The 20,269-nt window shown below is 32.6% G+C and carries 17 protein-coding genes, 2 tRNA genes and 5 pseudogenes; 12 read left to right on the top strand and 12 right to left on the bottom strand.

Features of this window, described 5'->3' with window-relative positions:
- The 4 genes from AC1RYN_RS16980 to AC1RYN_RS16965 all read left to right on the top strand — a co-directional run.
- Nucleotides 1-491, top strand: a 491-nt coding sequence (locus AC1RYN_RS16980; protein ID WP_481807880.1) for a C1 family peptidase, incomplete at its 5' end; no start/stop codon positions are given.
- A gap of 82 nt (nucleotides 492-573) precedes the next feature.
- Nucleotides 574-3,645: a hypothetical protein gene (locus tag AC1RYN_RS16975; RefSeq protein ID WP_481807879.1), complete on the top strand. Its 3,072-nt coding sequence runs from the start codon at nucleotides 574-576 to the stop codon at nucleotides 3,643-3,645.
- A gap of 53 nt (nucleotides 3,646-3,698) precedes the next feature.
- Nucleotides 3,699-3,956 (top strand): hypothetical protein, encoded by a 258-nt coding sequence (locus AC1RYN_RS16970; RefSeq protein ID WP_481807878.1) that lies wholly within the window; start codon nucleotides 3,699-3,701, stop codon nucleotides 3,954-3,956.
- Nucleotides 3,935-4,369, top strand: coding sequence for a hypothetical protein (locus AC1RYN_RS16965; RefSeq protein WP_481807877.1), 435 nt, complete (start codon nucleotides 3,935-3,937; stop codon nucleotides 4,367-4,369). Before AC1RYN_RS16970 ends, AC1RYN_RS16965 begins: the two co-directional genes overlap by 22 nt.
- Before the next feature lie 121 nt (nucleotides 4,370-4,490).
- Here the strand turns inward: AC1RYN_RS16965 and AC1RYN_RS16960 are convergent.
- Nucleotides 4,491-4,879, bottom strand: a pseudogene (locus AC1RYN_RS16960) (helix-turn-helix domain-containing protein).
- 176 nt (nucleotides 4,880-5,055) lie between these two features.
- Between AC1RYN_RS16960 and AC1RYN_RS16955 the strand changes: the two are divergent.
- On the top strand, nucleotides 5,056-5,334 hold the full coding sequence (locus AC1RYN_RS16955; RefSeq protein WP_129540209.1) for a hypothetical protein: 279 nt from the start codon (nucleotides 5,056-5,058) through the stop codon (nucleotides 5,332-5,334).
- Between the two features lie 257 nt (nucleotides 5,335-5,591).
- Here AC1RYN_RS16955 and AC1RYN_RS16950 read toward each other — a convergent pair whose 3' ends face one another.
- The 8 genes and pseudogenes from AC1RYN_RS16950 to AC1RYN_RS16915 form a co-directional block, all read right to left on the bottom strand.
- Nucleotides 5,592-6,179 (bottom strand): hypothetical protein, encoded by a 588-nt coding sequence (locus tag AC1RYN_RS16950; RefSeq protein ID WP_481807876.1) that lies wholly within the window; start codon nucleotides 6,177-6,179, stop codon nucleotides 5,592-5,594.
- Entirely contained in the window at nucleotides 6,145-6,978 is an 834-nt protein-coding gene (locus AC1RYN_RS16945; protein ID WP_481807875.1) for a phospholipase effector Tle1 domain-containing protein, read from the bottom strand. The genes AC1RYN_RS16950 and AC1RYN_RS16945 overlap by 35 nt, the downstream gene beginning before the upstream one ends.
- Before the next feature lie 2 nt (nucleotides 6,979-6,980).
- Complete coding sequence (locus AC1RYN_RS16940; protein WP_481807874.1) at nucleotides 6,981-8,066, bottom strand: DUF2931 family protein; 1,086 nt, start codon at nucleotides 8,064-8,066, stop codon at nucleotides 6,981-6,983.
- A 106-nt stretch (nucleotides 8,067-8,172) separates the two neighbouring features.
- A complete protein-coding gene (locus AC1RYN_RS16935) occupies nucleotides 8,173-8,394 on the bottom strand; it encodes a hypothetical protein (protein ID WP_481807873.1) in 222 nt (73 codons plus the stop codon).
- Nucleotides 8,375-9,259: a DUF2931 family protein gene (locus AC1RYN_RS16930; RefSeq protein ID WP_481807872.1), complete on the bottom strand. Its 885-nt coding sequence runs from the start codon at nucleotides 9,257-9,259 to the stop codon at nucleotides 8,375-8,377. Before AC1RYN_RS16930 ends, AC1RYN_RS16935 begins: the two co-directional genes overlap by 20 nt.
- 105 nt (nucleotides 9,260-9,364) lie before the next feature.
- The gene (locus AC1RYN_RS16925; protein ID WP_481807871.1) at nucleotides 9,365-9,619 is read right to left on the bottom strand and encodes a hypothetical protein; all 255 of its coding nucleotides are present in this window, start codon (nucleotides 9,617-9,619) and stop codon (nucleotides 9,365-9,367) included.
- A gap of 6 nt (nucleotides 9,620-9,625) precedes the next feature.
- A pseudogene (locus AC1RYN_RS16920) lies at nucleotides 9,626-10,395 on the bottom strand (DUF2931 family protein).
- A gap of 243 nt (nucleotides 10,396-10,638) precedes the next feature.
- Nucleotides 10,639-11,637, bottom strand: coding sequence for a DUF2931 family protein (locus AC1RYN_RS16915; protein WP_481807870.1), 999 nt, complete (start codon nucleotides 11,635-11,637; stop codon nucleotides 10,639-10,641).
- A 770-nt stretch (nucleotides 11,638-12,407) separates the two neighbouring features.
- Between AC1RYN_RS16915 and AC1RYN_RS16910 the strand changes: the two genes are divergently transcribed.
- Nucleotides 12,408-12,536, top strand: a complete 129-nt coding sequence (locus tag AC1RYN_RS16910) for a transposase (protein ID WP_481807869.1) — start codon at nucleotides 12,408-12,410, stop codon at nucleotides 12,534-12,536.
- A 125-nt stretch (nucleotides 12,537-12,661) separates the two neighbouring features.
- Here AC1RYN_RS16910 and AC1RYN_RS16905 read toward each other — a convergent pair.
- The 3 genes from AC1RYN_RS16905 to rseP form a co-directional block, all read right to left on the bottom strand.
- Nucleotides 12,662-12,735 (bottom strand) — tRNA-Asn (locus AC1RYN_RS16905).
- A 39-nt stretch (nucleotides 12,736-12,774) separates the two neighbouring features.
- A tRNA-Asn gene (locus AC1RYN_RS16900) sits at nucleotides 12,775-12,849 on the bottom strand.
- 83 nt (nucleotides 12,850-12,932) lie between these two features.
- Complete coding sequence (gene rseP / locus AC1RYN_RS16895; RefSeq protein WP_481807868.1) at nucleotides 12,933-14,276, bottom strand: RIP metalloprotease RseP; 1,344 nt, start codon at nucleotides 14,274-14,276, stop codon at nucleotides 12,933-12,935.
- 198 nt (nucleotides 14,277-14,474) lie between these two features.
- Here rseP and AC1RYN_RS16890 point away from each other — a divergent pair.
- From AC1RYN_RS16890 to AC1RYN_RS16865, 6 genes and pseudogenes are all read left to right on the top strand, one after another.
- Nucleotides 14,475-15,543 (top strand): annotated as a pseudogene (locus AC1RYN_RS16890) (NADH:flavin oxidoreductase/NADH oxidase).
- Nucleotides 15,544-15,687: 144 nt separating this feature from the next.
- Nucleotides 15,688-16,726: pseudogene (locus tag AC1RYN_RS16885) on the top strand (Gfo/Idh/MocA family protein).
- A gap of 465 nt (nucleotides 16,727-17,191) precedes the next feature.
- Nucleotides 17,192-18,299, top strand: a pseudogene (locus AC1RYN_RS16880) (MFS transporter).
- Between the two features lie 753 nt (nucleotides 18,300-19,052).
- Complete coding sequence (locus tag AC1RYN_RS16875; protein WP_481807867.1) at nucleotides 19,053-19,244, top strand: hypothetical protein; 192 nt, start codon at nucleotides 19,053-19,055, stop codon at nucleotides 19,242-19,244.
- A gap of 78 nt (nucleotides 19,245-19,322) precedes the next feature.
- A complete protein-coding gene (locus tag AC1RYN_RS16870; protein ID WP_481807866.1) occupies nucleotides 19,323-19,544 on the top strand; it encodes a hypothetical protein in 222 nt (73 codons plus the stop codon).
- Nucleotides 19,541-20,152 (top strand): hypothetical protein, encoded by a 612-nt coding sequence (locus AC1RYN_RS16865; RefSeq protein WP_481807865.1) that lies wholly within the window; start codon nucleotides 19,541-19,543, stop codon nucleotides 20,150-20,152. Before AC1RYN_RS16870 ends, AC1RYN_RS16865 begins: the two co-directional genes overlap by 4 nt.
- Nucleotides 20,153-20,269: the final 117 nt, after the last annotated feature.

Below are 20,269 nucleotides of genomic sequence, written 5' to 3'. Positions count from 1 at the left end.
TACGTATTGCTAGGTTATACATGCTCCTGTTGTTAGGGAGGCAGCACCTAGTAAATGACATGACAGATGTTATTGACAATGCTTTGAAAAAAGGATATACAGTTGCTTGGGCTACAGATGTAAGTGAAAAAAGCTTCAGCTGGAAAAACGGAGTTGCTTATGTAGCGAACAAAAAGTTCGATGACATGACTGCAGATGAAAAAGCAAACATGTTTAATGGACCAAAAGAAGAGCCTGAAATTACTGCCGAAATGCGTCAGACTGCTTTTGATAATTATACAACAACCGATGATCATGGAATGCATATTATTGGTTTAGCCAAAGATCAAACAGGTAAAGAATACTATATCGTTAAAAATTCTTGGGGAGAAACAAATGACTACAAAGGCTTCTTGTTTGTGACCAAAAACTTCGTGAAGTATAAAACTACTGCTCTATTGGTAAACAAAGGCGGAATACCTGCTGAAATTGCTAAAAAATTAGGGGTTTAAAGTTTATTCCGATTTTAGAAATATAGAAAAAGCGCTGCAGGTTTTGCAGCGCTTTTTTTTGTTAAATTGCAATAAAAAAAACATGAGATTTATAACTACAAATGATTTAGAGGATTGGGCTAATAGAGTGGATTGTAAATATAATTTGCCTCATCTTGTTAGAAAATTAATTTTAGCTACACTTGATTTAAAAGAAATAAAAGCTATACAATTTTCCTATGGAGAAGATGTGCAAACTGGAGGATATGATGGAGAACTTGAAACAACGTCCGAAAAAGTATTTATACCTTTAGGAGAAAGTGTTTGGGAGTTTGGGACTACTAATAATAAAAAAGGGAAAGCCGATGAAGATTATGAAAAAAGAAAGCAAAATCCTTTAGATAAAAATCCTTCAGATGTAACTTATGTTAATGTGAATTGCAAAAAATATCGAGATAAAAAGAAATGGATTGGAGAAAAGAAAAAAGATAATTTTTGGAAAGATGTTAGATATTTAGATGCAATTGATATTGAACAATGGCTAGAATTAGCTCCAACAGTTGAATTATGGCTTGCTGAGAAATTGAAAAAACCAACATTAGGGATTTATACTGTAGAAGAATATTGGAAACTTTGGAGTGAAAATGAAACTGTGAAAATTATTCCTGAAATGTTATTAGGGAATAGTAGATTGAATGAAACTGAAAAAGTTAAGTTGTTTTTAAATAATAATGAGAAAGTGCTTTACATCAAATCTATTACTATTGATGAAGCAGTTGCATTTCCTTTAGCGGTTTTTAAGGTGTTTAATGATTTGTCAGAATCAAATATTGTTGTAATAGATAATAGAGAATCTTTTAACCTTTTTATTCAGGTAGATAAGCCTTTAATAATAGTTGCTAAATTTAAATTAGAAAGTATAGATTTAAGCAGTGCTATCCAAAAAGCCCATAAGATAATAATTCCGATAAGTCTTGCAGATGAAGTAAGCTCATCAGAGAAAATCCAATTACCAATAATTTCAAGAGATGCTTTTGAAAAAGGACTACAAAATATGGGTATAGATTCTGAACAGGTTAGGATTCTTACTAAAAGTTCAGGTCGAAATATTTCTGTACTGAAGCGATTATTAAAATTCGATGATAGAACAAAACCAAGATATATAGAAAAGTGTAATATCAAAGATATTATTCCAATACTTTTAATAAATCGTTTTGCAGAAGATAGAGATGGTGATATTGAAATTATTGAAAAACTAAGTGGAAAAACTTCTGCGGAATACCTTCAGTTTTTGAGAATTCTATTGAATATGGAGGATTCCCCTGTTTATTTTATAAATAGAGTTTGGAGATTAGTGTCTCCTACTGACACTTGGTTGTATTTAGGGAAATATATAACTCAAAATGACTTTGTATTCTTTCAGGAAGTTTGCTCACTTGTATTGAATGAAATTCTACATAAATATACATTACCTGTAGAAAATAGAAGTAATTATTATCAAACGCCTCAAAACAGATCAAAATATTCGTCTAAATTAAAAGAAGGTATATGTGAATCACTTGTTGTTATATCTGCATTTGGAAATGATTATGGTGTGAATTCTATTTCAAATGTTTCTTTATACGTTGATAATATTGTTCAGAAAATATTAGAAATGGATATATTGGTATGGAGATCACTGTCTAGTAATTTAATGCTTTTATCTGAAGCATCTCCAGAAGTATTTTTGAGAAATTTGGAAAGGATAATAAAAAATAAATCTATTGGTGCATTTTTTGAAGTACAAGAGGGGTTTTTGCATACTTCTAATGATTTAGCTCCTCTCTTATGGTGTCTTGATATTTTAGCTTGGTTTCCTGAGCATCTTATGAGAGTTTCAGTTGCTCTTATTGAAATTATTTTAGTTTCTCCAGAAAAATTGCCAACATCTAATACCCCATTCAGTAATCTACAAAGTATATATAGAACTTGGTATCCGCAAACAAATACGCCAGTAGAAGACAGAAAAAAGATTTTAGAAATTCTTATAAAAAGATATCCTGAAGCACTTTATGGACTCTTATATAGTTTAGTAGGAAGTACACATGATTCAGCTTTTCATACACCAAGACCGAAATGGAAATTGTTTTCTGAGCTTAGAAAAATACAAGTAACTCAAGGTGAAGTTTATTACATGCGAGGTTTTTGTTTTGATAACATCGTTGAAATGTCTGAAGGTAATATTAAAAGAATACTGTCTCTTATAGATTTGTTAGATGATATTGAATGGGACAAATTAGATAAAGCGTTGAGTGTGATAGAATCAAGTTTGGTATTTCGTAACAAAGATAAAGATGAAATTTATCATAAGTTTAGAAAATTCATAGGAAGACATAAAAGTTATCCAACAGCTCATTGGACTTTACCGGGTGATATTCTTTGTAAAATAGAAAATACTGCAATTAAATTTAAGTCAAATGATATATTAAATGAGGCATATTTATTTGAAGAGCATCATCCGGAATTTATTGAAGGGAGACAAAGTGAGGATTTCAGAAAACATGATGAAGAAATTTTATTAAGGAGATTGCAATTTGTTGAAGGTATTATTGATAAATCTAAAATAGATGGAATTTTTGAATTGGCTATTAAAACAGAACATCCATATCTTTATGGATATGTACTTGCAGTATCAGATAAATTAAGTGTGCAGGACAAATATAGCATATATAAACAAATTGAATCAACTGAAGAAAAGCATGTTAATCTGGCAAAAGAGTTTATTCGAGTTTCTGAAAATAAAACAAGCCAACAAAAGCAAACTGAGGTTTTAGTAAATCTAATAGAATTAGGATTGTCTCTACAAGGCATAGTAAAATTTCTAAATTCATTACGAGGTAAGATTGATTTGTGGAGATTTATTTCAGATTTAAAAAGGGATGAGATTACTGAATTGTATTGGAAATCTCAACAAGGGTTTTTATATACAGAAAGTAAGGAAGAGCTTTTTTATGCGTTGGGCAAATTGCATGAATATAACAAGCTTATAACATTTCTGAATACATTAGGCTGGGGTGCTTATGTGCATAAAGATAGTCTGACTTCAGAAGAAATTCTAATTAATCTTGAAAAATATCTCTTGCGGAGTTTGATGATTCGTCCCATTTTGACCACAGCCATTTTAAAAACCTTTTAGATTTATTGTATTTAAAGTCTGATTATGATTTAGAAAGAGCTGCAAAAATTGAAATGAAATTTATTTTTATTTTCACAGGTCGTGGATCATATCATCCAAAACCAAAAAATTTGTATAAGCTTATGGCTCAAAATCCAGAGGAATATTTTGGAATATTGAGTCAGGTTTATTTACCAAATGAAGATGAACTTAGGGAAGCAGAAAATCAAAAAATAAAAAGTGATCCTATTTATAAGCAAATACTTAGCGCTGGATGGGAAGTTTTTGACTCTTTAATGTTATCCCTTCAATGCAAGAAAATGGTTGTTTGAACTTAGAAGTGTTAAAAAAATGGATAAATGAAGTACGAAGGCTTGCTTCAAAAAGCTATAGAGTTGAGGTTACGGATAATTCTTTAGGAAGGTTGCTTGCAAAATATCCTATCAGCATAAAAGAAAATAAAGGCTTTCCAGTTGAAATTTATGATGTGATAGAAGAAATAGGAACAGAAGAATTTAAAAGTGCTTTTAGAATGCAAATTTCAAATAATTTAGGGCTTACTTCTAGAAGCGTTTTTGAAGGAGGTGATATTGAGAGGTCTAAAGCGATTTTTTTTAATTTTCTAATTGAAGAGACTAAATTTACTCATCCGAATGTTTCACTTATTTTTAAAGATCTTAGAAATAAATTTTTGTCAGAAGCCAAATGGGAAGATGAAAATGCTTTACTTAGAAGTTTGGAATAAATCAATTTTTAAAAATAATCATGCTCACAAGTTGTACAAACAAAAAAGACTATCACGAGAATGATAGTTTTTTTTAGTTAGAATTTTCTTCTTACTAATTCATTTTCTCAAAAAAAGAATCTTACTTCTCTTTCAACAACTTTTCTAAATACTCCACTTTCTCTTTTTCAGCCAAAACCAAACGCTCATAAAGTTCTACAACTTTGTCAAGAGGATTGAATGTGCAGTTGTATGCATTTCCATTAATAAAACTGCCATCATGCAATGTATTTCCTATAATGTTTAAAACTGCTTCATCTGAAAAGTTTTTAATTGCTTCAGCTGAAACTCCTAATACTTCAGCGATTTTTTGAAGTTTTTCGTCATCAACAATTTCGCTTCCTTCAATATTAGAAATAGATTGCTGGCTTATGCCAATTGCTATTGCAAGTGCTTCTTGTTTCATTCCTCTAAGCTCTCTGATTCGGCTTATATTTCTTCCATATGTTTTGGTTTTGTTACTGTGCTCATGGTTCAAAGATATTTAAAATTCTTGATAAATTATCTGCATGGTAAAACACAAGCTTGTCTTGGTTGGATACAATTTTGAATGTTTTGAAGCAGTATAATTTATTGTTTAATTGCAATTTGTTAAACAAAAATACAATTTTTCGGACAAGTAGTATTTAAAAGCAAAAAATATAAATATGCAAAAAGAAAATTATACTGTATCGCATCATGATGAGGTAATGGTAGCTGTAGCAAAATTCCTTTCAGAACTTTGGTTCGAAGGAGAGTTTAGAGATCAACCAGATTATTTAGCGGAAATTTTTGAAGATATCCTCAAAACAGAACTTGGTGATGACCTCGATCTGCGAACTAAAATGATAGGTTGTATCAAAACATGTAAGATGTTGGTAAAGGCACTTGAGCCGTTCTCTGATGCGCAAATAGAAGAAGCTTGTGTTAGAGTTCTTGAAGCTTAATTTTGTTTGTTGTGGGGCTTAATTTTGGTTTAATCGTGAAGTTATAAAGTTGAGCCGTTTTTTTTACCGCAAAGCCCGCAAAGTTTAAAAGCGCAAAGTTCGCAAAGCTTATCGATCAGGCTTTGCGAACTTTGCGAATTTCGATAACTATCAGGATTGTGTTCTTTGTTGTTATTGTCCATTTATCGCTACGATTAAAGGATAGTCATTTTTTATTATTACTTTTCTGTTTTTACAAATTTTGTTGATTGGATAATTTATAAATTTTCACGTATCCTATCTTTTGCTGGTTTCATACCGAGAGATCCATTGTCTGCAGACCAATGTAAGTATTCATTACGGAGTTTTCGCAAATCTTTTTGCTCTTGTAACTCTTGCTGGTAAGCTACAAATTGTTTATCACCAGCTTTTATCCCTTTATACTTTTCATGAATTGCTCCAAACCACTTAAATGTGTAAGGCTCACCATCACCTAAAACATACTCTCGCAAACGCTTTTTTACTCGCATAAGCAAGGCATCGTTAGTAATGCTATATTTATCAATTTCCAATTTAACATCATCAAAAGGTACTTTTTGTGTTGTCATGGCAAATTCTGCCATAAAATGCAGCGGAATGTAACTGTAGTTTTTGCTTAACTCTCGTGTACCTTTAAGTTCGTGCTTTGGTCCAAAAAAAGAAACCTCTAATTGGTTCTCTAAATACCAAGACTCTGCTATCAGTTTCTTTGAAAATTCTTTTAGTTCGTCCTTAAAATTTTTCTCAATAACCTTTACTAGTTCAACGCCATCATTATAACTTCCGCCAACATCAGAATGCACACCTGGAATTTTCTTTCTTTCCAACTCTTGTTTTAGTAAGCGAAAAATTGGCTCTATGCTCATCAGTAGCGGTAAAGTGCATGACTGTTTTTGCCCGAGATAGATTGTTTAGTTCTATTTCGGTTTCATCATTATCAAAATTCGGATTCATACTTATTCCTTTCGAGTAAGAAGATACAGTATCAAAAAGACCTAGAAAACGAACTCTTACCACATCAATTGTGATATTGTCTTTGGCTAAATAATACCCAAAATAACCTCTTTTATTTTTAAATTTAACAGCCGATAGATCTGATTTTTTCTCAATTTCATCCAAAAAAACTCGAGCTGCTGCTGCACCTCGACTAAAACCAAATACGTCTAAATTAAGTATTTTTATTTTACTGTTTTTACTTTCTTCAATTACTTTCTCAGCTAACTTTTTACAGCCTTCTTGTACTTTTCCTAATATACCTGTACCACTGGTAATAAATCCTGTTCCGAAACCAGCCCCTAATGGCGAATCTCCTTTTTCCGCCTCCGTACCAATACCATCAACATATACAGCTAGTTTTGTAGGATAAGCATCATGAAGCCGTCCTACATTAGACCAAGCATTATGATAACTGCTACTTGGGGCGTTTTCACCATTTTTTCTATACGCCTCTGCAGAAATAGTTTCTTCAGGCGTTAATTTTTCACCTCTAGCCCTTTTATCATAATATTCTTTGGCATTGGTGTTGTTTTTATTGTTATTGGTACCATCAAAAAAAATACCGATGGTTAGTTCCGTAACTTTGTCTTTTTTTTTAGGAGGAGTATAATGTCCAAATATAACGCTCATAACTATTCGTATTTACCCGAATCTTGACAGATTTGGTTTAAATTATATTTTTTCTCAAATTGCTCTATGTAAAAATTAGTTACCCATTTATCATCATCTCCTTTTGTTGGATCAATTTTTATAACCATTTCTGTAGCCTTATTTTTATCAAGATCTTCTTTAAACAATTTTCTAATTTGATTTTTATCAAAATCTACTGGAATTTCATTTTCTCCACCTTCAAGGTATTTAGCCCAATATTCTTTATCGTTTGTAAAAGCTATTCTAGAAACAAACTCTTGTTTTTGTTTACCACTGCCTACAGACCAGAATATTTGAAAAGAGAAAGGAATTGCTCTGTTTTTTAGCTCAATAGGTAAATCATACGGGTCTTCCATTTCTCCGTTACACATTTTAATATACATTGAAGTTATTTTACTGCCTTCGGGTAAGATCACTTTTGGTTTCCAGTTGTATTTTTCACGATAGTCCTCATAAACCTCTGGTGGTGGGTAACCGTATTGCTTGATTTGTTCTCGAATGTCTTTAGATATTACAAAATTGTTTTCCAATCTATGTTGACTATAACCATTTCTAAACATATACTTCTCATCTTTGCTAATAAGTTTGGGGTTAATAATTGTTTCATGAGCCTGAAATCGAGCTACTTCAACTTGTCTACTAATTCCAGCAACCCAAACTACTACCATTCCTTTTGGAGCAAATCCAATTTTTATATATTTATAAGGCTCTGTTTCTGTTTCTTGCCCTCTTTTAGCATAAAAACCTTCATCAAATAGCTGTTGTATTTTTTCTGTAGGGAGTTTCCATTCGCCTGTATAAAATTTATCATCAACATACGACAACCATGTCATATCAAGCTTATCAGGTAAGGGCGCTTTTATAAAATCTACACTACCCCAGCCACCCCAGCCAGAATTACTAAATCCTCCCATTTGGCTAAAAAAGTAACCTCCTGCTGCTCCAGTGTACACTTCTACGGGATATTCTCTTGGTGCAGAAATACTTGCTGACCACTCATACTTTTTTTCCATACATGAATTTATTGTTATTGCTAAAAGCAATAAAAGCATTGTTTTTTTTATCATTATCGGTCTGTGTTTTATTTGACATCAGAAAAAATGCCGATGGTTAGTTTCCTAACTTTGTCTTTTTTTTTAGGTGGCGTATAATGTCCGAATATAACGCTCATAATTATTCGTATTTACCTGTTCTTGTTACCTTTTCTTTTATCTCATATCGTTTTCCATCTTGTTCTAAATATAAATCAGTAACTCGCTCTGATTTTATTTCAACATTAGGATTAATTTTTATAACCATTTCTGTAATCTTATTTTTATCAAGATCTTCTTTAAACAATTTTCTAATTTGATTTTTATCAAAATCGACAGGAATTTCATTTTCTCCATCCTTCAAGATATTTTGCCCAATATTCTTTATCGTGTGTAAAAGCTATTCTAGAAACAAACTCTTGTTTTTGTTTACCACTGCCTACAGACCAGAATATTTGAAAAGAGAAAGGAATTGCCCTGTTTTTTTGGTCTATTGGTCTATCATAAGGGTCTTCCATTTCTCCGTTACACATTTTAATATACATTGAGGTTATTTTGCTACCTTCGGGTAAGATCACTTTTGGTTTCCAGTTGTATTTTTCACGATACTCCTCATAAACCTCTGGTGGTGGGTAACCATATTGTCTAATTTGTTCTCGAATGTCTTTAGATATAGTACCATCGTAAGTTAGAGCCCTTTTCGCATAGTCCTCTTTAAACATATACTTCTCGTCTTTGCTAATAAGTTTCGGGTCTATAATGGTTTCATGAGCCTGAAATCGAGCTACTTCAACTTGTTTTGTAATTCCGGCAACCCAAACTACTACCATTCCTTTTGGAGCAAATCCAATTTTTATATATTTATAAGGCTCTGTTTCTGCTTCTTCTCCTCTTTTAGCATAAAAACCCTCATCAAATAGCTGTTGTATTTTTTCTGTAGGGAGTTTCCATTCGCCTGTATAAAATTTATCATCGACATACGATAACCATGTCATATCAAGCCTATCTGGCAAGGCCGCTTTTATAAAATCTATACTACCCCAGCCACCCCAGCCAGAATTACTAAATCCTCCCATTTGGCTAAAAAAATAACCTCCTGCTGCTCCTGTGTACACTTCTACAGGATATTCTCTTGGTGCAGAAATACTTGCTGACCACTCATACTTTTTTTCCATACATGAATTTATTGTTATTGCTAAAAGCAATAAAAGCATTGTTTTTTTTATCATTATCGGTCTGTGTTTTATTTGACATCAGAAAAAATGCCGATGGTTAGTTTCCTAACTTTGTCTTTTTTTTAGGTGGCGTATAATGTCCGAATATAACATTCATAATTATTCGTATTTACCAGTTCGTGTTACCTTTTCTTTTATCTCATATCGTTTTCCATCTTGTTCTAAATACAAATCAGTAACTCGCTCTGATTTTATCTCAACATTAGGATCAATTTTTATAACCAATTCCACAGCCTTATTTTTATCAAGATCTTCTTTAAACAATTTTCTAATTTTATTTTTATCAAAATCTACCGGAATTTCATCCTCTCCACCTTCAAGATACTTTGCCCAATATTCTTTATCGTGGTACAAGCTATTCTAAGAAACAAACTCTTGTTCTTGTTTACCACTGCCTACAGACCAGAATATTTCGAAAGAAAAAGGAATTGCTCTATTTTTTAGCTCTATTGGTCTATCATACGGATTTTCAATTTCTCCGTTACACATTTTAATATATATTGAAGTTATTTTACTGCCTTCAGGTAAAATTACTCTGGGTTTCCAATTGTATTTTTCACGATAGTCCTCATAAACCTCTGGCGCAGGATAACCATATTGCTTGATCTGTTCTCGAACGTCTTTAGATATAACAAAATTATTTTCCAGTCTATGTTGACTATAACCATTTCTAAACATATACTTCTCATCTTTACTGATGAGTTTTGGGTTTATAGTCGTTTCATGAGCCTGAAATCGAGCTACTTCAACTTGTTTTCCATTTCCGGCAACCCAAACTACTACCATTCCTTTTGGAGCTAAGCCAATTTTTATATATTTATAAGGCTCTGTTACTCCTTCTTCTCCTCTTTTAGCATAAAAACCCTCATCAAATAGCTGTTGTATTTTTTCTGTAGGGAGTTCCATTCGCCTGTATAAAATTTATCATCAACATACGACAACCATGTCATATCAAGCTTATTAGGTAAGGGCGCTTTAATAAAATTTATACTACCTGTGCCGCCCCAACCAGAGTTACGAAATCCTCCCATTTGGCTAAAAAAATAACCTCCAACTGCTCCTGTGTACACTTCTACAGGATATTCTCTTGGTGCAGCAATATTTGCTGACCACTCATACTTTTTTTCCATACATGAATTTATTGTTATTGCTAAAAGCAATAAAATCATTGTTTTTTTTATCATTATTGTTCTATATTTTATTGGCAAAAAAAATACCGATGACTAGTTCCGTAGCTTCATCTTCTTTTTTAGGTGGCGTATAATGCCCAAATATAACGCTCATAATTATTCGTATTTACCTGTTCTTGTTACCTTTTCTTTTATCTCATATCGTTTTCCATCTTGTTCTAAATATAAATCAGTAACTCGCTCTCATTTTATTTCAACATTAGGATTAATTTTTATAACCATTTCTATGATCTTATTTTTATCAAGATCTTCTTTAAATAGTTTTCTAATTTTATTTTTATCAAAATCTACTGGAATTTCATTTTCTCCACCTTCAAGGTATTTAGCCCAATATTCTTTATCGTTTGTAAAAGCTATTCTAGAAACAAGCTTTCGTTCTTGTTTACCACTGCCTACAGACCAGAAAATTTGAAAAGAAAAAGGAATTGCTCTGTTTTTTTGATCTATGGGCAAATCATAAGGGTCTTCCATTTCTCCGTTACACATTTTAATATACATTGAAGTTATTTTACTGCCTTCGGGTAAGATCACTTTTGGTTTCCAGTTGAATTTTTCACGATACTCCTCATAAACTTCTGGTAGTGGGTAACCGTATTGCTCGATCTGTTCTCGAATGTCTTTAGATATTACAAAATTGTTTTCCAGTCTATGTTGACTATAACCATTTCTAAACATATACCTTTCGTCTTCACTAATGAGTTTTGGGTCTATAATGGTTTCATGAGCCTGAAATCGAGCTACTTCAACTTGGTGTCCTGCTCCCATAACCCAAACTACCACCATTCCTTTTGGGGCAAGGCCTATTTTTATGATACTGTAGTTATCTCTTTCCGAATCAGAGTCTGGTCTGGAATGAAAACCCTCATCAAATAGCTGTTGTATTTTTTCTGTAGGGAGTTTCCACTCGCCAGTATAAAATTTATTATCGATATACGACAACCATGTCATATCGAGATTCTCGGGTAAAGTAGCCTTTATGCTGTTGTCGCCTACTCCGCCTCCCCAACCAGTGTTACTAAATCCTCCCATTTGGCTAAAAAAATAACCTCCTGCTGCTCCTGTGTACACTTCTACAGGATACTCTCTTGGTGCAGAAATACTTGCTGACCACTCATACTTTTTTTCCATACATGAATTTATTGTTATTGCTAAAAGCAATAAAAGCATTGTTTTTTTTATCATTATCGGTCTGTGTTTTATTTGACATCAGAAAAAACCTGAATTTCTATAATCTATCCTATATTAAAGATTCTTACTCTTTACTATGGAAGCTTACTTTTTATTCGAAATCAAAGTCAGATTCTCCTTCGAGGCTTCAAATTTTAAAATTGCTTTAAATGCTATAATAAAAATAATTGAAGTCTAATTTTTTTTAGAACTCTCTCTATTTTGTTTGACTAGTATGAACAGAAAAAGAGATATTTTTAAAATGAGTTAGAATTCTTCTTTTGTACTAAATAAAGTATTTTTTGATTTGCTTCTTATTATGAAGTCAGTGAGGATTTGTAATTAATTTTATACGAATATATAACTACAAATGAAATAAACAAATTATTTTGTACTATTTTTCATAAAAAAAAACAATAAAACCGCTGTGGTGTGCATGAATTTAGTGATTGCTTAATGTTGCAGAGGATTTTGTGGCTAACTAATATTTTAATCCTCTCCTGATATTTAAAGGATATAACTACCCCAAGAATCGAAATATCTTCGAAAACACAAAAGATATAATCATTGGTTTTGTTAAGCTAATAAAAAGGCATGAAAAAGTAAATCAATCATAGATTCTAATACTTCAGCGGAATCGTTCAATACTAAAATAAAAGTATTTAGACTTATACGAGTAAGAAATATTGAGTTTTCCTTTTAGCTAACTAATATAGTTGCTTAATTTCTGCAGCTCCACAGGTTTTGATGTTGATTCGTTAATTATCAGTCAATCTTAAGCTATTTTGATAATATTAAGCACTAATGCTTCAGTTGAATCTTTTAACGCTAAAATAAAAGCATTTAGATCTCAATTTAGGGGAGTGAGAAATGTAGATTTCTTTTTATTCAGATTGTCTAATCTTTTTGCCTAATACCCAACTTTTGCACCCATCCCAACTTTTGCACCTGATCCCGTAAATCCTTGCGCTTTCCTTTGCGTTTAAAGAATAGGTGTGATGTAAACAAAAAAAGACCATCATTTCTGATAGTCTTTTTGCTCCCTCTCTTGGGCTCGAACCAAGGACCCTCTGATTAACAGTCAGATGCTCTAACCAACTGAGCTAAGAAGGAATCACCTTAAAGGTAAATATGTTTGCTAAAAAAAAGTTGCTCCCCCTCTTGGGCTCGAACCAATAACTTCTCTGATTAACAGTCAGATGCTCTAACCAACTGAGCTAAGGAGGAAGTTGTTGTTTCTTTTAGCGAGTGCAAATATAGAAGGTTTTTTCGTTTCTAAAAAATTTTTTCGCACTTTTTATTTATTTTTTTTACTTCCCAACAATTGCTTTATAAATGTCGTTACCATTAGCAAACAAAAGCAATGAGATAAGTAAGACAAAGCCAACCATTTGCGCATTTTCTAGGAATTTATCGCTCGGTTTTTTGCCACTAATGATTTCGTATAATAAAAACATCACATGACCACCATCAAGTGCAGGAATTGGCAATAAATTCATAACTCCAAGCATAATTGACAAAAGTGCAGTGATAGACCAGAACACTTCCCAGCTCCAAGTACTAGGGAAAATGTTGTAAATAGCCGCAAAACCACCTACTTGTTTGTATGCTTTAGTTTCTGGATTAAAAATCATTTTTAATTGTTTACCATAACCAACTAATTGATCTTTCCCTTTTTCAATCCCAACAGGAATCGATTCAAGGAAACCGAATTCTTTAGTGCTCACTTTATAGTAACCTAATTTCTCTAACGAATCCATTCCTAGAGTACCAACATTTACACCAAGTTTTCCTTCTTTTGTAACAATAGCAGTAACAGGAGTCTCTTTTTGGTCTCTTAAAACTACGGCAGGAATTGTTTTTCCTTTATTAGTTTCTAGTATTGTTTTTACTTCGTCATAATATTTTACTTTTTGACCGTTAAGAGAAATAACCAAATCTTTTGGTTGTAATTCTTTGTTTGGAGACTCTGCAGCAATATTTCCAATTACAAATGGCATTCTTATAGAAACAAGCGGACTTTTTTCATGCTTTGATAATTGGTCAACAAGATCATTTGGCATGTTGATAGTTTGCTCAACGCCATTTCTATCAATAAGAACTTGCTTAGACATCACTAAATCCATGTTTAATTGATTGTCAAAATTGGCTACTTTTTTACCGTCTATAGCAAGAATTTTATCGCCAGTTTTAAAACCAGCTTTAACCATAACAGGATTTTCAATCGAAAGACCATCTTTTATGTCGGCATTGGCAACATAAGTTTCGCCATAAGCAAAAGCCATTCCTATATAAATAATAAATGCAAGAATAAAGTTTACAGTAACTCCACCTAACATAATAATTAAACGCTGCCAAGCTGGTTTCGAACGGAACTCCCATGGTTGTGGCGGTAAAGCCATTTGTTCCTTATCCATACTTTCGTCGATCATTCCAGAGATTTTTACATAACCACCTAGAGGTAACCATCCGATTCCGTATTCGGTTTCGCCAATTTTCTTTTTTAGAAGAGAATATTTTACATCAAAAAACAAATAGAACTTTTCGACTCTTGTTTTAAATAATTTTGCAGGGATAAAATGCCCTAATTCGTGAAGAATAATAAGTAATGATAAACTCAATAAAAATTGAGAAAGCTTGATAACTATATCCATTGTTTAATTTTTGTTCTTAAATAACGCACAAAAGTAACGTTTTCTATTTTAATTCGTAGTGCAATATAAGTTATAAGGTTTTAAATGTTTGTTAATTAATAAACATTTAAATTTCTTGTTTTGCTAAGATGCAGTAACTTTACTTTTTGAACACTATTTAAAGTATTAGTAGTGTAGAACCACTAAAAGTTACATTGTATGGCATCAGTATTGTTTTCTTCACTCACTATAAAAAAAATTACTTTAAAAAATAGAATCGTTATTTCACCAATGTGTCAATACTCTGCTGTTGATGGTTTTGCCAACGATTGGCATTTGGTGCATTTGGGTGCTCGTGCAAGTGGCGGTTCTGGATTGATAATTCAGGAAGCAACTGCCGTTTCACCCGAAGCAAGAATCTCAACCGCAGATTTAGGATTGTGGAAAGACGAACAAATAGAAAAATTACAAACAATTAATAAGTTTATTGTTTCTCAAAATGCAGTTCCTGGAATCCAGATTGCTCATGCAGGACGTAAAGCAAGTGTTTCGGCACCTTGGGAGGGGAATAATAAATTAGATATCGCTCAAGGCGGATGGCAAACCGTTGCACCAAGTGCCATTGGTTATCATGATAATGAAGCGGCACCAATAGCTTTGGACAAAGCGGGAATCGAAAAAGTAATCGCTGATTTTAAAGCAACTACTAAGAGAGCGGTTGCGGCTGAATATCAGGTTCTGAAATTCATGGTGCGCACGGGTATTTGTTGCATCAATTTATGTCACCATTATCTAATTTTAGAACCGATGAATATGGTGGAAGTTTTGAAACAGAATTCGTCTTATCCTCGAAATTGTAGATGCAGTACAATCAGAATGGCCTGCTGATTTACCTTTGTTTGTTCGTATTTCGGCAACCGATTGGGCAGAAGGAGGTTGGAATATTGAAGAGTCAGTACAGCTTTCGGCAATTTTAAAATCTAAAGGAGTTGATGTTATTGATGTTTCTTCAGGAGGATTGGTTTCTCATCAAAAAATTATAATTGGACCAAATTACCAAGTGCCTTTTGCTGAAAGGATCAAAAAAGAAACTGGCGTTTTAACAGGAGCTGTTGGTTTAATTACTGAAGCCAGACAAGCGGAAGCTATCTTAAGTTCAGGTCAGGCAGATTTAATATTGTTTGCACGAGAATCACTTCGAGATCCAAATTTGGCATTGCATTTTGCATCCGAATTAAATTCAGATATACAATGGCCAAAACAATATGAAAGAGCTAAAAGAATATAAATTTGTTAGCCACAGATTTCACAGATTAAAAGGATTTTTTATCACTATTTTTTACAAATCTCTTCGTTTAATAATGTTTACTGATATGTGATAACATTTGTTAAATCCTTATAAGCAGTGGTAAAAAAATAAACACCATATAAAATGCAAAAAATAAAAACAGCACTATTATCATACGGAATGTCGGGAAAAGTTTTTCACGCACCATTTATCGCTATTCATTCAGGATTTGAACTTGTGGGTTCTTGGGAAAGAAGCAAAAAACTTATACAGGAAGATTACCCAACAGTTAAAAGCTATCCAACTATCGAAGATGTTCTTGCTGAAGACATCGATTTGGTTATTGTAAATACGCCTGTTGAAACACATTACGAATATGCCAAAAAGGTATTAGAAGCAGGTAAACACGCTATAGTCGAAAAAGCATTTACAACTACTGTAGCTCAGGCTCAGGAATTGGCTGATTTAGCTAAAGCAAAAGGATTAAAATTGGCTATTTTTCAGAACAGGAGATGGGATAGTGATTTTAAAACGGTTCAAAAAGTTGTTAAAGATGGTGTTTTAGGAGATTTAGTCGAAGCCGAATTCACTTTGATTGTTATAATCCTCTTTTGAGTATTAAAGCACATAAAGAAACTGCTAATTCGGGAGCAGGAATTTTAAAAGATTTAGGACCACATTTAATAGATCAGGCTTTGCATTTGTTTGGATTCCCAAAATCAGTTTTTGGTGATATCAGAATAACACGCGAAAGTTCGTTGGTAGATGATTATATCGATTTACTATTATACTATGATGATTTTAGAGTTCGATTAAAAGCAAGTTTTTTTGTAAGAGAAGCTAATCCGGCTTATGTTGTACATGGAAAAAAAGGGTCATTCTTAAAACCTCGTGGAGATGTTCAGGAAGATGATTTAAAACTAAGTAAAATACCAAATTTAGCATGTTGGGGAACTGAATCAGAAGAGTTAAAAGGACTTTTGCATACTGAAATTGAGGGTAAAATCGTCAAGAAAAAATTCCAACTTTTCAGGGTAATTATTATGATTTTTTTGATGGAGTTTACAAATCGATTATCAATAATACAATAGAGCCTGTAACGGCAGAAGATGGTGTAAAAACCATGACAATTATCGAAGCTGCTATTGCTAGTAATGCCCAAAACAGAGTGATTAATTTGTAGTTATTTAACTCTTTGCGAATGGAACGTGAATTAAACTTATTTTTCTCCCGTTTCTAAGCTCAATGTCATTCAAGTTAAGCTTTTTGAACTAATAATTTTTCTCGCCAAGTCGCCAAGTTATGCATGTTTTCTTTGCGCTTTTGCGACTTGGCGAGAGATTTATATAGGAAAGGATTGCAGACATTTCTTTAACTTAACAAGATTGTCTGAAGCTTGGCGATTGGGGCTGTTTTAAAAAATTCGCGTTTCAGTTAATTTATAAACAATAACGTTATAAATCATTCTTACAGCTGGAGTTAAATTAATCGAATGAATGATTTTCGTAATTTTGCCCAATCAAACCCTAAATGATTCATTTTGATAGATTTAAACTTCCTTGGCAGATTTAAGACCAAAGCAAAATTCAAAAAAACGTATAAAAATGTAAAAGCATCGTATTTAAATCGAATTCGCTTTGCGGTAGGGATGTTTTATTTTGCAATGGGTTTGTGTTTTGCTACTTGGGCAAGCCGAATTCCAGATATTAAAACCGCTTTAAGTCTAAGCGAAGGACAATTAGGATCTATTTTGTTTGCATTACCATTAGGTCAATTGGTTGTTATGCCTTTTTCAGGTAAGTTAGTGACTAAATTCGGAAGTCATAGAATTCTTATTCTTTCATTATTATTTTATGCTTTTAGTTTAACCAATCTAGGTTTAGCTACTGCGACATGGCAATTATCACTTGCATTGTTTGTATTTGGAATATTCGGGAACTTAGCCAATATTGCTGTAAACACTCAGGGAGTATATACAGAGGTGCTTTTTAAGAAAACAATAATGTCTTCTTTTCACGGTATGTGGAGTTTTGCTGGTTTTTCAGGAGCTTTAGTCGGATTAGGAATGCTTGCTTTAAAGTTTACGCCGTATTATCATTTTGTAATTGTAGCAGGAATCGTATTGGTTATGATCGCTTTTAATTATAAGTTTTTGATTAAAGCGAAAGAAAAAAATAAAGTAGAAGAGAAGAAGAAACTCTTTACAAAACCTGACAGTTCACTTATTTGGTTGGGAGTAATTGGATTTTGTTGCATGGCGAGCGAGGGAGTAATGTTTGATTGGAGTGGTGTTTACTTTAAAGATGTTGTTAAAGCTCCTGGAGCGTTGGTGATTTTAGGATATACCTCATTTATGATAATGATGGCAAGTGGTCGTTTTCTTGGTGACGGATTGATTCTTAAATTTGGAAGAAAGAAAGTACTACAAATAAGCGGATTAGTTATATCAGTCGGACTTTTTACCTCAGTGTTATTTCCATATATAATTCCATGTACGATTGCCTTTATGTTTGTTGGACTTGGTGTTTCTACAGTTGTGCCAACTTTGTATAGCGTTGCAGGAAAAAATCCTACCGTTCCAGCTGGAGAAGCTTTAACGATAGTTTCGAGTGTGAGTTTTTCTGGGTTCTTAGATGGGACCACCTGTTATTGGTTACATTGCCAAAGTTTTTGGTCTTCGATTTTCTTTTGCGTTTATTGGTGTTTTCGGTTTCTTAATCGCTTTTATGGTTTCTAGAATAAAAGCTATAGAATAGAGAAACATACTTTTTAAAACGTAATTCTGATATATTTTTATTTTTAATTTAAATTTTTCAAGAAAAATATTATATACTGTTTTTCTTGATTATATTTGGCATTTACAGAATATAGTATAATTCCTATTTTTTGTAAATGTTAGATTACCACTTTTCCAAAACATTTCTTGATTGTTGTTATCAGTTGAAGATTTATCATTTCAAATTATTGCCAATCAAGTTTTAATGTTTTGATTTCATTAATTAAAGAATGTTAGGTAGTTAAAAACAATACTTATTATGTTTATGAAAAAGTGTATCGTTCTAATTTTATTCATCTTTGAGTCAGGAATTGTATTTGCACAAAAAAAATCTGGTTTTATAGGGAAAGTTGTCGATCGAAAACGCAAAAATCACTTCAATATGTTGTGGTTAGTATTCAAAACTCTACAATTATGCAATTGACGAAGAGTGATGGTACATTTCACTAGCCTTACAATCAGAAGGAAATCAATTGTTATTGTTGCATAGTCAAGGTTATAAAATTTATTATTTTTAGGTAAAAGTTTTTTCTGAAGAAATGGTAGGATGTTTGGGTATTTTGGTTTTAGAAGAAGATAACCAAATCGGATCTGAAGCTTTTTTAATTGCTTTATCAGAAAGTGATTTAACAGATGACAATACTAGCTAGAAAACACTTCGGGACTTTTACAATCCTCTCGAGATACTTTTATACAAGCATCAGCTTTTAATTGGGGTCAGGCACGTTTTAGGATGCGAGGATTAGACAGCGAACATGCTAAGATGACAATCAATGGGGTTATAATGAATAAAATGTATGATGGGCAACCACAATGGAGCAATTGGGGAGGTTTAAATGATGCTACAAGAAATCAGGAGATTCTCAGTTGGAACAGCTACCTCAGATTATACTTTTGGAGGGATTCTGGGAACACAAGAAATTAATACGCGAGCTTCCATTTATAGGCCCAGCTCTCGAATCACATTTTGGGGTAGTTAATTACTAATTATAGTTTACGGGCGATGGCTACTTATGCTACAGGTTTGATGCCGTCAGGATGGGCTTTTGTGGTTTCTGCAGGAAAGCGTTGGGCAAATGAAGGTTTTTTTGAGGGAACAAATTATAATGCAGATTCTTTTTTTATGAGCATCGAAAAGAAATTAAACGTTCGACATTCTCTTAATTTTACGGGATTTTATACTCCAAATTCAAGAAGGGAAAAATCACCAAATACAAATGAATGACTCAGCTTACAAATGAACGATATAATTCTTATTGGGGTTGGCAAGACGGAAAGAAAAGAAATGCCAGAATTAAAAGAGTGGAAGAACCTGTTTTAATGTTGAATCATTTTTTTAAAATTGATGATAAAACAACTCTAAATTCAAGCCTAACATATCAGTTTGGAAAAGTGAGTAACAGTAATATAGATTATCAAAATGCAAATAGTCCAGATCCAACACATTACCGTAAGTTCCCAAGTTACTACAGTTTAGTAAATGCAAAAAGATCAAGGAGAGTACCACATGGTAATTTTACTCCAGACTACGAAAATGCTAAAAAAAATGAAGAACGCTTTGCTGCAAATTCACAAATAAATTGGAAAGAATTATATCTAGCAAATCAAATGCTATCGACAGATTCAAATGGAAATGTGCTAAGTTATTTGCCAGCGCAAAGTAACTATGTTTTGTATGAAGACAGAACGGATCATACAACAATATCTTTTAATTCAAATGTAAATTCACAATTAACAGAAAATATCTTTTTTAATGGAGGAATGGCATTTAGAAATTTAAAATCACATAATTTTCACGTTTCTTACAGATTTATTGGGAGGTTTATATTTTGAAGATGTTGATTTGTTTTATAAAGGTGATCAGTCACAATCGGACTTGAAGAATCCTAATAGGAGAGTTGGGAGTTGGCAATTATTATGGATACAATTATAATTATCTGGCTAATACAA

It is taken from the genome of Flavobacterium sp. TC780 (assembly GCF_056783245.1).
This window is presented reverse-complemented; position numbering and strand designations above follow the sequence as displayed.

Excerpts from the sequence above, each read along its gene's own strand:
- AC1RYN_RS16930 (WP_481807872.1), bottom strand. The coding sequence starts at position 9,259 with ATGATAAAAAAAACAATGCTTTTATTGCTTTTAGCAATAACAATAAAT.
- AC1RYN_RS16940 (WP_481807874.1), bottom strand. The coding sequence starts at position 8,066 with ATGATAAAAAAAACAATGCTTTTATTGCTTTTAGCAATAACAATAAAT.
- AC1RYN_RS16865 (WP_481807865.1), top strand. The coding sequence starts at position 19,541 with ATGACTCAGCTTACAAATGAACGATATAATTCTTATTGGGGTTGGCAA.
- AC1RYN_RS16955 (WP_129540209.1), top strand. The coding sequence starts at position 5,056 with ATGCAAAAAGAAAATTATACTGTATCGCATCATGATGAGGTAATGGTA.
- AC1RYN_RS16875 (WP_481807867.1), top strand. The coding sequence starts at position 19,053 with ATGCGAGGATTAGACAGCGAACATGCTAAGATGACAATCAATGGGGTT.
- AC1RYN_RS16965 (WP_481807877.1), top strand. The coding sequence starts at position 3,935 with ATGCAAGAAAATGGTTGTTTGAACTTAGAAGTGTTAAAAAAATGGATA.
- AC1RYN_RS16915 (WP_481807870.1), bottom strand. The coding sequence starts at position 11,637 with ATGATAAAAAAAACAATGCTTTTATTGCTTTTAGCAATAACAATAAAT.
- rseP (WP_481807868.1), bottom strand. The coding sequence starts at position 14,276 with ATGGATATAGTTATCAAGCTTTCTCAATTTTTATTGAGTTTATCATTA.
- AC1RYN_RS16870 (WP_481807866.1), top strand. The coding sequence starts at position 19,323 with ATGGCTACTTATGCTACAGGTTTGATGCCGTCAGGATGGGCTTTTGTG.
- AC1RYN_RS16975 (WP_481807879.1), top strand. The coding sequence starts at position 574 with ATGAGATTTATAACTACAAATGATTTAGAGGATTGGGCTAATAGAGTG.
- AC1RYN_RS16945 (WP_481807875.1), bottom strand. The coding sequence starts at position 6,978 with ATGAGCGTTATATTTGGACATTATACTCCTCCTAAAAAAAAAGACAAA.
- AC1RYN_RS16970 (WP_481807878.1), top strand. The coding sequence starts at position 3,699 with ATGAAATTTATTTTTATTTTCACAGGTCGTGGATCATATCATCCAAAA.